The sequence below is a fragment of the Bacteroides sp. AF25-5LB genome (genome assembly GCF_003602965.1).
In the GTDB taxonomy this organism is placed as follows: Bacteria; Bacteroidota; Bacteroidia; order Bacteroidales; family Bacteroidaceae; genus Bacteroides; species Bacteroides uniformis.
Genome location: NZ_QTMC01000014.1, coordinates 13,771 through 29,671, shown reverse-complemented (window position 1 = coordinate 29,671; position 15,901 = coordinate 13,771). Strand labels below are relative to the sequence as shown.

The window sequence follows — 15,901 nt, the reverse complement described above, 5'->3', positions numbered from 1 at the left end:
CAAACTATATTATACTATGTCTGATTATAAAAAACTACTATTACCATTTGCCTTTGCTTGCTGCAGCACTTTGTTCGCGCAGAACGTCCAGAATCCGGTACTTCCGGGAGTAGCCGATGCCGGTGCGATGAAGTATAATGGCAAGTACTACATCGGCGGAGTTTTTACGAATGGGGACTTTTATGTATCCGATGACTTGGTTCATTGGGGTAAGCCTATCCATGTGGTAGATATGGATAACGATTGGAGCAGGGGCAGTGGAGCAGGCAATGACCAAATCCATGCCAACGATATGCTCTACCTGAACGGTGACTTCCATCTGTATTGGTCTGTCAATTACTGGAGAAGAGACAAGCATGCCGTTCACATTGTACACGCACAAAGTAAAGATGTCCTGGGGCCTTATGCAGAACCCGACAAGAAGACATGGATGGATAACCGCATCGACCCTATGATATTCAGAGATGATGATGGACAACTATACATGTATATGGTACGTTTTACTGATGGAAATACCATATGGGGACGTAAAATGAAGAACCCGGCAGAATTTGCCGGCGAACCGGTGTGCCAGTTCGCCTCATTGCCAGATACATGGGAAACGATGGATAACAGAGTAGCGGAGGGACCGTGGGTCATGAAGTATAGAGACCGCTACTATATGATGTATAATGCCAACCATACCTCTACAGAGTGGGGCAATTATCAGTTGGGAGTTGCTGAGGCAGACTTTCCTTTAGGTTTTCAAAATGGTAATAAATATAGCTATCCGGTTGTAGGTTGCAATCAGACACAACTGGAGGAGAAGCAAGTGGATTTATTGCGGTATGGCCGCACGTATGAGCCGTTGTTTGCTTATACGGAGAGCAAGCCGGAGGGCGACTGGACAAAAGCGACCTACGATGACTCCGGCTGGGCGAGGGGGGAGACCGGCTTTTCGTCCCGTGAAGTGAAAGGTTCCACAACCCGGCATCTGGGTACTTGGTGGAATACGCCCTCCCTATGGTTGCGAAAGACTTTCTCTGCCGGTAGCGAAACCGGCAATCTGGCACTGCGTGTCGCTCACGATGGAGATACCCGGATTTATCTGAACGGAACAATTGTCTACGAGAAGCAGGGGCGTGATTATTGCATCGTAAACCTGGACAAGAAGCTGCGTGCTGCTTTGAAGGAAGGCACGAATCTGCTTGCCGTAGAAACAAACAAGGGACGTTCGCAATTCTTCGACGTTTCTCTGTTCGATATGAAAGACGGCATTGCCGATGATATTCTGATGACTCCCGGTCAGCCCAATATTTTGAGAGGTCCCAACGGATTTGAATGGTGGCTGATTTATATGGCAAACAAGAACGATGAGCATCGGGGACAATATATCAACCGTGTCCAGTTCTTCGACAAGACTTTGTTTGTGGACGGTATCACTGGTCCACGTACGGCGGGTTATCATCCCGAACCTTCGATGCCCACGTTTGCGGATAAAGGCGAAACTGCTTCGTTCGGTGTGCTGAAGCAAGTACAGCCGTCCGTGGCTTACTTGTTCGAGACAGGAGTCAAGACCGAGGGTGGAGCCGGTGTCATTGCTTGGTGGAAGGATGCAGATAACTGTGCCTATGTAGGTTTGGATGCCGAGAACCGGAGCTGGTACCTGCGTACACTTGTCGGCGGTAAAGAAAATAAGGAATCTTATGCCCTGCCGGAAGATTTCCGTTGGGGGGTGTATCATCATCTGCGCATTGAGCGTAATGGTGGCTGTCTGAAGATTTGGCTGGATGAGATTCCCGCACCGGGAAAACATGTCTTTGCAGAGGCTGTTCCGGCAGAAGAAGCGGGTGTTCCCGGAGTATTTGATGAGACAAAGTCTGCTTTGTTCGAAGGGACTACCTATACCATCGGTTTCGATGATGTGCATTTTCAGCTTTCGGAGAATGAGGAGTTGTTGAAAGGCGATTTCCTGAACGATTATGAATTCAGCTTCCAGTTATCCGGCTTGTCCGGACAAGACAAGGCAGGAAGCTATCCGGTTTATGTGGATAAGGATAACTATGTGAAGGCTCAGTTTAATGGTGCTACCCGTATGCTTGAGGTGACAGCTGTGAAGAAGGGGAAAAACGCTTGGAAAAAGGAGTTTTCACTAGGATGCCTGCAAACATTCTATCCGGATGTGAAGTATACCGACTTCATTGAGAAAGATTATCGTTTTGCTGCACCTACGTGGCTGGATACCCTTTACCTGAACCGTCATGAAGCAGGTAACAAGTCCGAATTTGTAGATGACATGTTCGGCAAATTCGACATAGAGTACCTGAATGGCAGCGAATGGTATCCGATAGAGAGCAAAAGTGGGGGAGTAGCAGAACATCCTGCGTATAATTATTGTACCTTTACTCCGGTGAAGGCAGAAGGTATCCGGTTCATTAACAAGGAGGCGGAAGATTTGGAACGCCATATCTATAAGATAGGCGTACACGAGTTGTGGAAAGACTCCTATAATTTTCGTGCAGTACGCCGGGCGGACAAACTGTATCTGTTTGTGGACGGCAGGGAATTGGGTACGTTAGACATCCGCTACCCTGCGTCCCGCATCGGATTCTGTTCGGAGGGCGAATCTCCTGCCTATAAGGGAGTGCTGTATTATCACATAGGGCAGGTTCCCAATCAGATGAAGCCTTGATTGGATGTTGGAACCGCATTTTGTCTTGAAATTTGCACATCGAATGATAAAACTGTAATATGTTGGTAATCAGTCTGCTTAAATTACTCTTATCTAAGTATACGACTGAGGGAACCTAAGTATATGACTGAGACCTCTTCACTATACGAGGAGATGACGAAATGAGTTTGATGTAAATATTTATTTTGAAATAGAAACCATGAGAATCATGAAAAAGAATTTTATATGTATGTATTTGTTTCTGTCGGCTACGCTGGCTTCCTGTCAGTCCTGCTCTTCAGACTATAAGGATGTGGACGATATTGTTGTCGAAGGAGTTGAAACACCGGTACCTTTGGGCGACCCGTTCATCATGTTGTACGAGGGTACTTACTATGCATACGGCACCCATGCGGATGACGGCATTGAAGTCTATACCTCCGATGATTTGCAGACTTGGAAGTATAAGGGCATGGCGCTCCAAAAGAAGGATGTCTGGGCCGACCGTTGGTTCTGGGCGCCGGAGGTCTACGAAGTGAACGGGAAGTTCTATATGTACTATTCGGCAGACGAGCATATCTGTGTGGCAACAGCCGATTCGCCCGCAGGTCCGTTCACTCAGAGCAAGAAGGAGCCCCAGATTGCCGATGAGAAATGCATTGATAACTCCCTGTTCATTGATGACGACGGCACACCTTATCTCTTTTTCGACCGTTTCAACGACGGACTCAACATTTGGGTGGCCGAATTGGAGAAAGACCTCATGACTATCAAGAAGGAGACCATGCATCCTTGCATTCACGTTTCTCAGGCATGGGAGGAAGTGTGGCCTCGTGTGAATGAAGGTCCGTTTGTCGTCAAGCACAACGGAATTTATTATATGACTTATTCCGCCAACAGTTATGAAAGTCCCTTCTACGGCATAGGTTGCGCCACGGCTACCGATTTGATGGGTACTTGGACCAAATACGAGGAGAATCCCTTGTTGCAGAAACCCGGAGAACTGGTCGGGGTGGGACACAGTGCCACCTTCACAGACAAGGCTGGCAAGCTTCGTCTTGTTTTCCATGCTCATAAGGACAAGAACAATATCCATCCGCGCGCCATGTATATCACTGATGTTTCTTTCGAGAAAGTGGACGGTGTGGACCGTATGAGAATCAGCAAGGACTATATGACCCCCAAAGTAGTAAAATAAAAGATGGATATGGAGAAAAATTGTATATGGTTGCTGTTGCTTTGTCTTTGTTTTGCCGGATGCAAGGAGAAGACGGTTGTAGAATCAGACTATCTGCCGATTGCCGACCCTTACGTGATGCTTTACGAAGGCAAGTACTATGCTTACGGCACCGGAGGTACGGTAGAAGGGGAGGGCTTTGCCTGCTTCTCTTCCGATGACCTGAAGAACTGGACGCGTGAAGGCCAGGCGTTGTCGGCCGCCGACTCCTACGGTACGTGGGGATTCTGGGCTCCGGAAGTCTACTATATCGAGTCGAAGAAAAAGTTTTACTTGTTCTACTCCACCGAAGAGCATATTTGCGTGGCAACGGCAGATACTCCCCAAGGCCCGTTCCGTCAGGAGGTGAAGCAGCCTATATGGGATGAGAAGAGCATTGATACTTCTCTCTTCATCGACGATGACGGCACGCCTTACCTTTATTTCGTGCGTTTCACAGATGGCAATGTCATTTGGGTGGCAGAAATGAACGATGATTTGACCGGCATCAAGCAGGAAACGTTGACGGAGTGCATTAAAGTGGGAGAGCCTTGGGAACTTTCGCAGGACAAGCCTGCCAAGGTGGCCGAAGGCCCTTCCGTCTTGAAGAAAGAGGGCATTTATTACCTGATTTATTCAGCCAATCACTTTGAAAGCAAAAATTACGGAGTGGGCTACGCAACTTCAGACAGTCCTATGGGACCGTGGAAGAAATACGAGGGAAACCCGATTCTGCAACGTGCCGATGGTTTGATGGGTACCGGACACGGAGCGCCCTTCCGTTGCAAAGACGGCAGTTGGAAATATATTTTCCATGCACACTGGGATTCCACGAAGGTACAGCCGCGTACTTCGTACATCAAGGATTTTGCCATTTCCGACCAGAGAACGGTTTCTATCGGTGGCCCTCTTATCCGTCCGCAGGTATTAACTGATAATCTGACATCAAAATGAAAAAAGGACTGTTTTATTATATGCTGATAGCATGCCTCTGTGCTTGTCAAAAGAAGACAGAAACAATCTCTACTGCTTCTTTATTGAAAGAAATGGTGGATTGTGAAGCATTGGCAAAGTATCCTGAACCTTATTATGAAACCAGGCAGTTCAGTAGTTACGACCGGGCGTCTGTCAAAAAAGATAGTGTCTCTTGGTATGCCAATTGTGACCGAAGCCAGTTTCTGCGCGTTGATTCCATTGACGGACGGAGAGAGTTTGTTCTGGTTGATACGGACGGTCCGGGAGCTATCACTCGCTTTTGGGTGACTGTAGCCGCATATTCGGATAAAGGAACCCTGCGTTTTTATCTTGATAATCAGGAGGTTCCCGAAATAGGAGGGGAGGTTCTGGGCATATTGAGCGGACATGCTCTGGTAGATGCGCCTCTTTCGGCTTCTGTATCGGAACTGACGGACTATAAGCAGAGGGGACATAATCTGTATCTGCCCATACCTTATGCCAAGCATTGCAAGATTACCTATGAAAGTCCTTCCATCAAGGAACCCGGCGAGTTTTCCGAAGAATGCTTCTATTACAACATCAATTACCGTACTTATGCAGAAGGAACGTCTGTAGCCACTTTCTCTAAGGAGGACATCAAGCAGAATGCGAAATTACTGGCAGATGTACAACGAAAACTGACTGTATCCCGGAGGGAAATAGGAGGATTGCAGAAAGAACCGATGCTTCGGAGTGTGCTGGCTGCCGGTGAAGAGCGGGATATGACCCTTTCCGGTCCGGGTGCTGTTCGGCGTCTGGACGTAAAGCTGCATGCCGGAGACTTTGACCAGGCATTGCGTTCTACGGTTCTGCGTATTTCTTTTGATGGAAACGAAACTGTATGGGTACCGGTAGGAGACTTTTTCGGAAGCGGGAACCGTCTTTCTCCGTTTCAGACTTTTTATACCGAAGTAACATCCGATTCACTGTTTTCTTGCTTTTGGGTAATGCCCTATCAGAAAGATTGCAGGATTGCATTGCAGAATGTGGGGACGGACGAGGTTGAGGCTTCTCTGACTGCATACACCTCGGCTTGGAAATGGGATGAAAGAAGTATGTACTTCGGTGCGGGGTGGACGGAGTTCTCTCATCTGCATACCCGTACAAATCCGGATAAGCCTACGACAGACGACCACTTTGAAGTAAATTTCGTGAAACTGACCGGCAGAGGAGTATATGTGGGCGATGGGGTAACCTTGTTCAACTCCTTGGCCGACTGGTGGGGCGAAGGTGATGAAAAAGTGTATGTGAACGGTGAGGAATTTCCTTCGCACTTCGGCACCGGTACGGAAGACTATTACGGTTATGCCTGGTGCATGCACAATGTTTTCAGCCATCCGTTTATTGCCGAGCCGGATGGAACAGGCTCCACTCAGTGTGGGCACGTCTCCAATGTGCGCTATCGTGGTTTGGATGCCATTCCTTTCAGCAAGTCATTGACGTTTGACATGGAGATATGGCATTGGGGCAGTACGGTCATCAACTATGCTCCTACTACTTTCTGGTATATGCTGCCCGGTGGAGAATCCAACCGCAAGGCGGAAGCAGCTAAAGCATCTGCGGATATTGCAAAGCATAAGAATGATCTGGTGAGCAATGTAGCCGTTGCCGGAAGGAAGGTGGAAGGCGAATATTTGGATATTCGGCTGACCGGAGGAATTGAAAGATCGCAAAGTATACCTGCCATGAACTGGAGTAACGGTGCCCAGTTCTTTTGGGCTGAAGCAAAGGAAGGCGATAAAGCTTCCTTAGGCTTTAAAGTCGACAAGGGAGGCAATTATCGGTTGAAAATAGCTTTTACGGTAGCACCGGATTATGGTTGTATAGATTTGTACCTGAACAACCATAAACTGAAAGAAAACCTGAATCTGTATAGTACCGGGCTGGCAACGAATGTATTGGATTTGGGGACAGTTACTTTGCAAGACGGCTCTAATGAACTGCTGATTATACAAAAAAAAGCTGATAGCCGTTCTGCGAATTCATTGTTGGGCATGGATTATTTAATAATACAATAATTAAGGATAATATGAAGAAACAAATTCTGATGTTTGCATTATGTTGCCTGACGGCATGCTCTTCGTCGTCGGCGACAAAAGAAAACGAGCCGGAAGAACAGCCGAAGAATGTCTATCGCAATCCGGTGATAAACTACAGTTTGCCCGACCCTTCTGTGATAAAGGGCGGTGACGGCTACTACTATCTGTATGCCACCGAGGACATACGTAATCTGCCGATTCACCGTTCCAGGAATCTGGTGGATTGGGAATATGTAGGTACTGCCTTTACCGACCGTACCCGACCTGATTTTGAGCCGAACGGCGGTTTGTGGGCACCGGACATCAACAAGATAGGTGATAAATACGTACTCTACTATTCCATGTCCGTTTGGGGAGGCGAGTGGAATTGCGGCATCGGTTGTGCCACTGCTGATAAACCGGAGGGACCTTTCAAGGACCACGGGAAGATGTTCCGCAGCAATGAAATCAATGTGCAGAATTCCATCGACCCTTTCTACATAGAGGAGGGAGGAAAGAAATATCTTTTCTGGGGCAGCTTCCGTGGAATCTATGCGATTGAACTGTCCGATGACGGCTTGTCTTTGAAGGAAGGTGCCACACCGCAGCAAGTGGCGGGAACCGCTTACGAGGGTACTTATATCCATAAGAAAGACGGACATTACTATTTCTTTGCTTCCATAGGAAGTTGCTGTGAGGGGTTGAACAGTACCTACACTACCGTTGTAGGGCGTTCGGACAATCTTTTCGGCCCCTACGTCGACAAGAAAGGCGGTAGCATGATGGACAACAAGCACGAAGTGCTGATTCAGAAAAGCAATACCTTTGTGGGCACCGGCCATAACTCCGAGATTGTGACGGACAATGCCGGTAATGACTGGTTCTTCTATCATGCGGTGAGCACGAAGAATCCTGAAGGTCGCGTATTGATGCTAGATAAGATTAGCTGGGAAGACGGATGGCCGACAGTAGAAGGCTCCGTTGCATCTACAGAATCGGAGAAACCTGAATTCTGACGAGTATGAAGAATTTTATTTTAGTATCCTTGTTGGCCTTGCTTATGATGGGCTGTAAAACATCGAATGGAGGTGCCTTGGAAATAGTGGAACCTACCGTTGAAATGCGGGATAATCCCGAAGGAGTAGCTTCGTTTGCTCCCTGTTTCTCATGGCAGTTGGCAACCGGCAAGCAGGATGTGATGCAGACTGCTTATCAGATTGAAGTGGCAGATTCGGAAAAGAGTTTGCAGACCGGGGCCGGGCTGGTATGGAACAGTGGTCGTGTGGAGTCCGACCAGTCGGTGCTGGTGAAATATGCAGGGGCGCCTTTGGAGTCGGGACAGAAATATTATTGGCGTGTCACGGTATGGACAAATACCGGTGACAAAGCGCAAAGCAATGTCCGGCATTGGTCAATGTCCTTGCTGGACAGTTCGGACTGGAAAGCCGGCTGGATTGGACTGAACGACAGTACAAACTTGAAACTGGACGGTGAACGGACCATCCTTCCGGCACGTTATCTGAGGAAGGAGTTTGATTTGCCGTCACAGCCGAAGCGTGCAGTCCTTTATGTTTCGGGAGTAGGCTCTTCCGTATGCTATATGAATGGCGAGAGGATTGGAAACGATGTATTCGGTCCTTTGCCTACCTGGTACGATGCTTCTGTATCTTATCTGACCTATGATGTCACCCCCTTGTTGAAGTCCGGTACCAATACGATAGGCGTGGCTCTGGGCAACGGCCGCTATCTTTCCATGCGTGCCAATGGGATGGTAGGCTTTGGCTTACCTCGCCTCATGGCGCAGTTGAATATAGAGTACGACAATGGTGAGACGGTGTCGGTAGTCAGCGATGATTCCTGGAAAGCGACGAACCACGGTCCTATAACTGCGAACAACGAATTTGACGGTGAACATTACGATGCCCGCTTGGAATTGGGTAAATGGACGGAAAGCGGCTATAATGATTCCGGATGGCAGTTGGCCGAACGGATGGAGGCTCCCAAAGGAAAACTTGTGGCACAGCTCTCTCCGAGTCTGAAGGTGATGGAGGAGATAAAGCCAATATCCGTTAAATCGGTAGGTGATGGAAGATATATCGTGGATATGGGGCAGAATATGGTAGGAATACAGCAGGTGAAACTGCGTGGCAAGAAGGACAAGCCCATTACTATGCGTTTTGCCGAAGTGCTGAAGGACAATGGTACGGAACTGTATCTTGACAACCTGCGCAGTGCCCTTGTCACGGATATTTATACTCCTGCCGCTGACGGTGAGTTTGTTTGGGAACCGCTGTTTGTTTACCATGGTTTCCGTTTTATGGAAATATCCGGTTTGGACTATGAACCGGCAGCGGATGATTTCATCGGTAAGGTGGTGTATGATGAAATGGCAACGAACGGTACGTTCGAGACTTCCGAGGAGTTGATTAACAGAATTCACAAGAATGCCTATTGGGGAATCCGTGGAAACTATCGCGGTATGCCTACCGACTGCCCCCAGCGTGATGAACGTCTTGGATGGCTGGGCGACCGCACTACCGGTGCCTATGGTGAAAGTTTCATTTTCGGCAATGCCTTGATGTATAAGAAGTGGCTGGTGGATATAGAAGAGTCCATGAATGAAAATGGAAGTATCTCTGTGGTATCTCCCCGTTACTGGACCATCTTCCATGATGACGTGACTTGGCCGGCTGCCTATTTTTACGTAGCCGACATGCTTTACCGCCAGTTTGGCGATGATAGCTCCATCAAAGAACGCTATCCGTCCATGAAGCGCTGGGTAAACCACATGACGGAGACCAAAATGAAGGACTATATTCTGGTGAAGGATGAATACGGGGATTGGTGCATGCCTCCCGAGTCGCCGGAGCTGATTCATTCGGAGGACCCTGCCCGTAAGACGAACGGTGAAGTGTTGAGTACAACGGTGTTTTACAGTATTCTGCAACTGATGGAGAAGTTCGCGCAAATGAACGGACTTCCGGCAGATGCTGAGGAGTATGCAGCACTTGCCATTAAGGTCAAGGACGCTTATAACAAGAAATTCTTCAATACTGAGACTGCACAGTATGACAACAATACGGTGACGGCAAACCTGCTTTCCCTCAGACTGGGTCTGGTTCCCGACGGATATGAAGATAAAGTATTTGCCAATGTCGTGGAGAAGACGGAAAAAGACTGTAAGGGACATGTCAGTGCCGGTGTGCTTGGCATCCAGCATCTGATGCGCGGACTTACCGAGTACGGCGGACTGGAACTTGCCTATAAGATAGTGACCAATGACACTTATCCCTCATGGGGTTACATGATTAAGAAGGGTGCAACCACCATTTGGGAATTATGGAATGGTGACACGGCAAATCCGGCGATGAATTCAAGAAACCATGTGATGCTTTTGGGAGACCTGCTGATATGGTTCTATGAGGATCTTGCCGGTATAAAAAATGCTCCCGCTTCCGTCGGGTTCAAGCAGATTCTGATGGAACCGGTATTCCCGGAAAAACTGAATTATGTGAATGCTTCGCATGTATCGCCTTATGGCAGGATAGGGAGTTCCTGGAAACGTGACGGCAATAAGCTGGAGTGGAACGTTGAGATTCCCGCCAATACAACCGCTACGATCAAGCTGCCGCTTGACTTCCATGTACAGGTAGATGCCGGTCAGGCGGGGATTCATTCCGTGGAGGAGGCTGACGGTAAGCTGGTAGTCGAATTGGGCTCCGGCAAGTATGTATTCATGTCTGAATGATATTTTCTAACAACAATAAAACAGATGTAACTATGAGACTAAAAAGATTGTTTTTGGGAATAATGCTCTTTACGGGCATTACGGGTGCAGGAGCGGCAAATGCTGCTCCGGAAGACATCTCTGCTTCTATTTCCTTGAAAGTGCCGGGGAATGATGCCAAGCAATATCCGCTGGCCTTGCAGAAGATGCAGGATGGTATGTACAGCTGCCGGGCTTCGGAAACGTTGCCATTGGACATCATCCGCCAGGTGGTGGACAAGGATGGCAAACTGCGCATTACCGTCACACTCAAGGCACTGGAAAATGTGTATTTCAACTACGGGGAACAGATAAAGACCGGTTACAAGCATTCGGACTGCCAGTTCTACATGCCGGGCTTCTGGTATCGCCGCAACCTGCGTTCGCCGAAGGAAGCTCCTTCTTTCCACACATCGGACAGTTGGCTGGTGCGTGAGGACCGTTTGAGCACTCCGCTGACGGCAGCTTTCAATCCGGCAAGTGGTACGTCCATGTCGGTTATCCGTATTGACAAGTTCGACAAGGAAGCTTTGACCACTCATAAGGAGGGAGAGGTAATCTTGTCCGGTGAGACTTCCATCGGATATACCGGTTTCTGCAATGTGGATGGTATGACTGTCTTGGCATACGGTTTCCCCTATAAGGAAGCACCGAAGACATATATCCGCAAATTGACGCTGGCTCCTGCCGTTGAGGCTTTCCAGTTGCTTCGTAAGGGTGACAGCATCTCCATGACTTGGGAGGTGTCCGAAAGGAATGCTGCCGATTTTTCGGAATGCGTACAGCGCACCTGGGAGTATTGTTATGACACTAACCGTCCGAAACCGGTTGACACACCTTACACGGTAGACCGCATGAAGGAGGTGATGAGCAACTTCTTCGTGGAAAGCTATGTTGGCAATACCCCCACTCATTATTATTCCGGTGTAGAGTTGGAGACTGCTACTTGTGCCAATACCGATGTTGCCGAAGTGGGCTTTGTGGGACGTACATTGCTGAACGCTTTCAATGCTTTGGAGTATGGCAAACAGCAGAACCGCCAAGACCTGGTGGACAATGCCAACCATATCTTTGACACTTATCTCCAGAACGGTTTTTCGCCTGCCGGTTTCTTCAACGAAGTGGTACACTACAACCGCGGCTTCAAGGAAACCAGACATAGCATCCGCCGTCAGTCCGAGGGAGTGTATGCCATCTTGAACTATTTGAACTACGAGAAACAGCAGAAGCGTAAACACCCCGAATGGGAGAAACGCATCAAGGGCATGCTGGACAGCTTCCTCAAGTTGCAGAACGAGGACGGCAGCTTCCCGCGCAAGTTCAAGGATGATTTCTCTGTCGTGGATGCCAGCGGTGGTAGCACGCCTTCGGCAACATTGCCTTTGGTGATGGCGTCCAAGTATTTCAAAGACAAGCGTTATCTGGCAAGCGCCAAGCGTACGGTAGACTATCTGGAGAAGGAACTGATATCCAAAGCCGATTATTTCTCTTCTACGCTGGATGCCAACTGCGAGGACAAGGAAGCCTCCTTGTATGCTGCTACGGCTGCTTATTATCTGGCTTTGGTTACCAAAGGAGAAGAGCGTGCGCACTATGCCGGTCTGGCGAAGAAAGCCGCTTATTTTGCTTTGTCGTGGTATTATACTTGGGATGTTCCTTTTGCCGAAGGTCAGATGCTGGGAGATATCGGCTTGAAAACCCGTGGTTGGGGAAATGTGTCGGTAGAGAATAACCATATCGATGTATTTATCTTCGAATTTGCCGATGTGCTGCATTGGCTCTCCAAGGAGTACAACGAGCCGCGCTTCTCTGACTTTGCCGAGGTGATTTCCACTTCCATGCGCCAGTTACTGCCATATGAAGGACACATGTGCGGCATTGCCAAAGTAGGCTATTACCCGGAAGTGGTGCAGCATACCAATTGGGATTACGGACGTAACGGAAAGGGATATTACAACAATATCTTCGCTCCGGGCTGGACGGTCGCTTCTTTGTGGGAGCTGTTCACTCCGGGACGTGCGGAGCAGTTCTTGTTGAAAAAATGATAGTCTAAACAGTAACCAATATTGTATTTATGAATAAGATGATGACTTTGTTGGCAAGCGTGATGCTATTGGCATCGGCTTGCACGGGCAAGCAGGCGAGTGAAAAGACTGCTTCTGGACTGGAACCTGCCAACTTCCGTACGGAAGTGGATGGCAAGCAGACAGACTTGTTTGTTTTGAAGAATAAGAATGGTATGGAAGTTTGTATTACGAATTTCGGCGGACGTATTGTATCAGTGATGGTGCCAGACAAGGATGGCGTTATGCGTGATGTGGTGCTGGGCTTCGATTCCATTCAGGACTACATCAAGTTCCCTTCGGATTTCGGCGCTACCATCGGACGTTATGCCAACCGTATCAACCAGGGTAAGATTACAGTGGATGGGGTAGAGTATCAGCTGCCGCGCAACAATTACGGTCATTGCCTGCATGGAGGTCCCAAGGGATACCAATATCAAGTGTTCGATGCCCGCCAGTTGAGCAGTCAGGTTCTGGAGTTGACTTATCTGTCGAAAGACGGAGAGGAGGGCTTCCCGGGTAACCTGACCTGCAAGGTCACTTTCTCGCTGACAGATGACGATGCCATCGACATTCGTTACAGTGCCGAAACGGACCGTACCACTGTTGTCAATATGACGAACCATTCTTACTTTAACCTGGACGGTGACCCCTCCAAGTCCAATTCGGATTATCTGCTCACTATTGATGCAGATGCTTATACCCCCGTGGACAGTACCTTCATGACTACCGGTGAGATTGTTTCCGTAGAAGGTACGGATATGGATTTCCGCACTCCTACTGCTGTTGGCGCCCGTATCGACAATGACTTTGAGCAGTTGAAGAACGGCAAGGGCTATGACCACAACTGGGTACTCAATACGAAGGGCGATGTCACCCGCCCGTGTGCCACCCTCGAATCTCCCTCAACGGGTATTGTGCTTGATGTCTATACCAACGAACCGGGCATTCAGATTTATGCCGGTAACTTCCTGGATGGCACACTGACCGGAAAGAAAGGTATTGTGTACGGTCATCGTGCTTCTGTCTGTCTGGAGACTCAAAAGTATCCCGATACGCCCAACAAGCCGGAATGGCCTTCTGCATTGCTGAAGCCGGGAGAGAAGTATGACAGCCATTGCATTTATCGCTTCTCGGTGAAGAAATAAATATAAGGCAGGCATAGCCTGCCTTTATGGGATGGATATAAATATGACAAGAAGCCTGAAGTATTGAGGCGTACGTTTGTTTGTCCCTATATCTTTGGTGACGGAGAGGAACATTCCATCATTTCCCATTGGAAGTATAATGATGGTTATGGCAGTGTTGAACTTATTAGAGTAACTATAGATGGTGTGGATGCCCGCATCGGATCAGGAACAGACAAATATCACCCGTTAGTTGTCGTTGTGTTGGCAAAGTAACTTGTTTTTCTTAAATACTCTGTCTTGGTAAAATCAGCACTTTATCAAGACAGAGTTTTTATTCTTTGAAATTACCGCATCGCCAGCGCCTTATTCTCCGCCTCCTCCATAATCTCCCGTTCTCCCGGCCCTTTGTCATTGATGCCGCAAAGGTGGAGGATGCCGTGGATGATGACACGGTACAGTTCACGTTCGTAGTTGTTATCGGCGAACTGTTCCGCATTGGTGCGTACGGTATCAAGGCTGATGAAGAGGTCACCGCTGAGACGGTTTCCTTCGCAATAGTCGAAGGTAATGATATCTGTATAATAATCATGTTGCAGATATTGGCGGTTCACTTCGAGTATCTTCTCGTCTGAACAGAAGATATAGGCGATTTCACCGACTCTTTTTCCGTAAGTGGTGGCTACGGATTTTATCCATTCCGTGGTTTCACGCTTCTTGATGGATGGCATTTCCACGCCGTCTGTCTGATAACTAATCATTTTATTTACAATTTTACGATTTACGATTGAAATTACATTCCTGTGATTAAGACAGTTTCTTTAGAAGAAGAACATATAACTGATAATAATCGCTGCAATGATGCCGGAGAAATCGGTAATCAGCCCACACGTCACGGCATTCCTCGTTTTGGTGATACCTACGCTGCCGAAATACACAGCAAGGATATAGAACGTAGTATCCGAAGCACCGCGTGCCACGCAGCTCATACGGCTGACGAATGAATCGGGACCATATTGCTTCATGGTGTCAATCATCAGTCCGTTGGCACCGCTGCCGCTCAGTGACTTCATCAAGGCAGTGGGCAGGGCACCTACAAAACTGGTGTCTACACCGAACAGTCCTACCACATAACCGATACCGTTCACCAGTATATCCATGGCGCCGGAAGTACGGAAAACGGCGATTCCAACGAGGAAGGCAACCAGATAGGGAATGATGCGTACAGCGGTGGTGAAGCCTTCTTTGGCCCCTTCGATGAAGGCATCGTATACATTGATTTTCTTCCATAGCCCCCAGAGGATGAACAGCAGGATGATGGAGAACAGCAGTATGTTGGCAATTAAAGTGGAATATACACCCATTTCATCACGGCTAATCTGTGTGAACAGATAAATGAGTGCGGCAAAGAAAAGACTGATGCAGCCAATCAGGATAAGTATGGGCTTGTTCAGCAGGTTGATGCGTTGTGCAATGCTGACGGCAATGACACCGACAATGGTCGAGATGGCAGTCGTTATCAGTGTGGGGATAAAGATGTCCGTGGGTTGGGCGGCACCCATCTGCGAGCGATACATCATGATGCTGACGGGGATAAGTATCAGTCCCGAGGTGTTGAGGACAAGGAACATTACCATCGGATTGGTGGCAGTATCCTTTTTCGGGTTTAGTTCCTGAAGTTCCTTCATGGCTTTCAGCCCCATTGGGGTAGCGGCATTGTCCAGCCCCAGCATGTTGGCAGAGAGATTCATGAATATGGAACCCATGGCAGGATGTCCTTTCGGTATTTCGGGAAAGAGACGGCAGAATACCGGACTCAGCCAACGGGAGAGGGCATTGATCATGCCGCTGTTTTCGCCTATTTTCATCACGCCGAGCCAGAGGGCGAGTATTCCTGTCAGTCCCAGGGATATTTCAAAAGCTGTTTTGGAAGAGGAGAAGGTGGAGTTGACGAGTTCTGTGAATATCTCCACATCACCCATAAAAATGAGTTTGCAGAGGGCCACGATGAATGCGATGACGAAGAATGCTACCCAGATGTAATTTAAAACCATGTATCGTTACT

At 48.3% G+C, this 15,901-nt stretch carries 11 protein-coding genes; 9 read left to right on the top strand and 2 right to left on the bottom strand.

Features of this window, described 5'->3' with window-relative positions:
* Positions 1 to 16 precede the first annotated feature (16 nt).
* From DWY57_RS14995 to DWY57_RS14955, 9 genes are all read left to right on the top strand, one after another.
* Complete coding sequence (locus tag DWY57_RS14995; protein WP_119962025.1) at positions 17 to 2,671, top strand: family 43 glycosylhydrolase; 2,655 nt, start codon at positions 17 to 19, stop codon at positions 2,669 to 2,671.
* Between the two features lie 208 nt (positions 2,672 to 2,879).
* Complete coding sequence (locus DWY57_RS14990; RefSeq protein WP_117964326.1) at positions 2,880 to 3,848, top strand: glycoside hydrolase family 43 protein; 969 nt, start codon at positions 2,880 to 2,882, stop codon at positions 3,846 to 3,848.
* Positions 3,849 to 3,851: 3 nt separating this feature from the next.
* The gene (locus tag DWY57_RS14985; RefSeq protein WP_165853614.1) at positions 3,852 to 4,820 is read left to right on the top strand and encodes a glycoside hydrolase family 43 protein; all 969 of its coding nucleotides are present in this window, start codon (positions 3,852 to 3,854) and stop codon (positions 4,818 to 4,820) included.
* Positions 4,817 to 6,880 (top strand): glycoside hydrolase family 172 protein, encoded by a 2,064-nt coding sequence (locus DWY57_RS14980; RefSeq protein WP_243634696.1) that lies wholly within the window; start codon positions 4,817 to 4,819, stop codon positions 6,878 to 6,880. The genes DWY57_RS14985 and DWY57_RS14980 overlap by 4 nt, the downstream gene beginning before the upstream one ends.
* Before the next feature lie 11 nt (positions 6,881 to 6,891).
* A complete protein-coding gene (locus DWY57_RS14975; RefSeq protein WP_119961994.1) occupies positions 6,892 to 7,896 on the top strand; it encodes a family 43 glycosylhydrolase in 1,005 nt (334 codons plus the stop codon).
* Positions 7,897 to 7,901: 5 nt separating this feature from the next.
* Entirely contained in the window at positions 7,902 to 10,628 is a 2,727-nt protein-coding gene (locus DWY57_RS14970) for an alpha-L-rhamnosidase (protein WP_119961993.1), read from the top strand.
* Between the two features lie 32 nt (positions 10,629 to 10,660).
* The gene (locus tag DWY57_RS14965) at positions 10,661 to 12,691 is read left to right on the top strand and encodes a hypothetical protein (protein ID WP_117964323.1); all 2,031 of its coding nucleotides are present in this window, start codon (positions 10,661 to 10,663) and stop codon (positions 12,689 to 12,691) included.
* A 29-nt stretch (positions 12,692 to 12,720) separates the two neighbouring features.
* Positions 12,721 to 13,857, top strand: a complete 1,137-nt coding sequence (locus tag DWY57_RS14960) for an aldose epimerase family protein (protein ID WP_005826133.1) — start codon at positions 12,721 to 12,723, stop codon at positions 13,855 to 13,857.
* A gap of 63 nt (positions 13,858 to 13,920) precedes the next feature.
* Positions 13,921 to 14,112, top strand: a complete 192-nt coding sequence (locus tag DWY57_RS14955) for a hypothetical protein (protein WP_243634695.1) — start codon at positions 13,921 to 13,923, stop codon at positions 14,110 to 14,112.
* A gap of 71 nt (positions 14,113 to 14,183) precedes the next feature.
* Here DWY57_RS14955 and ybeY read toward each other — a convergent pair whose 3' ends face one another.
* Together ybeY and DWY57_RS14945 are read right to left on the bottom strand one after the other, a co-directional pair.
* Entirely contained in the window at positions 14,184 to 14,597 is a 414-nt protein-coding gene (ybeY, locus tag DWY57_RS14950) for an rRNA maturation RNase YbeY (protein WP_119961992.1), read from the bottom strand.
* Between the two features lie 60 nt (positions 14,598 to 14,657).
* Positions 14,658 to 15,890 carry a nucleoside recognition domain-containing protein gene (locus tag DWY57_RS14945; protein WP_117599881.1) on the bottom strand — a complete coding sequence of 411 codons (1,233 nt, stop codon included), beginning with the start codon at positions 15,888 to 15,890 and terminating at the stop codon, positions 14,658 to 14,660.
* Between the last annotated feature and the right edge of the window lie 11 nt (positions 15,891 to 15,901).

Excerpts from the sequence above, each read along its gene's own strand:
- DWY57_RS14995 (WP_119962025.1), top strand. The coding sequence starts at position 17 with ATGTCTGATTATAAAAAACTACTATTACCATTTGCCTTTGCTTGCTGC.
- DWY57_RS14990 (WP_117964326.1), top strand. The coding sequence starts at position 2,880 with ATGAAAAAGAATTTTATATGTATGTATTTGTTTCTGTCGGCTACGCTG.
- DWY57_RS14985 (WP_165853614.1), top strand. The coding sequence starts at position 3,852 with ATGGATATGGAGAAAAATTGTATATGGTTGCTGTTGCTTTGTCTTTGT.
- DWY57_RS14980 (WP_243634696.1), top strand. The coding sequence starts at position 4,817 with ATGAAAAAAGGACTGTTTTATTATATGCTGATAGCATGCCTCTGTGCT.
- DWY57_RS14975 (WP_119961994.1), top strand. The coding sequence starts at position 6,892 with ATGAAGAAACAAATTCTGATGTTTGCATTATGTTGCCTGACGGCATGC.
- DWY57_RS14970 (WP_119961993.1), top strand. The coding sequence starts at position 7,902 with ATGAAGAATTTTATTTTAGTATCCTTGTTGGCCTTGCTTATGATGGGC.
- DWY57_RS14965 (WP_117964323.1), top strand. The coding sequence starts at position 10,661 with ATGAGACTAAAAAGATTGTTTTTGGGAATAATGCTCTTTACGGGCATT.
- DWY57_RS14960 (WP_005826133.1), top strand. The coding sequence starts at position 12,721 with ATGAATAAGATGATGACTTTGTTGGCAAGCGTGATGCTATTGGCATCG.
- ybeY (WP_119961992.1), bottom strand. The coding sequence starts at position 14,597 with ATGATTAGTTATCAGACAGACGGCGTGGAAATGCCATCCATCAAGAAG.
- DWY57_RS14945 (WP_117599881.1), bottom strand. The coding sequence starts at position 15,890 with ATGGTTTTAAATTACATCTGGGTAGCATTCTTCGTCATCGCATTCATC.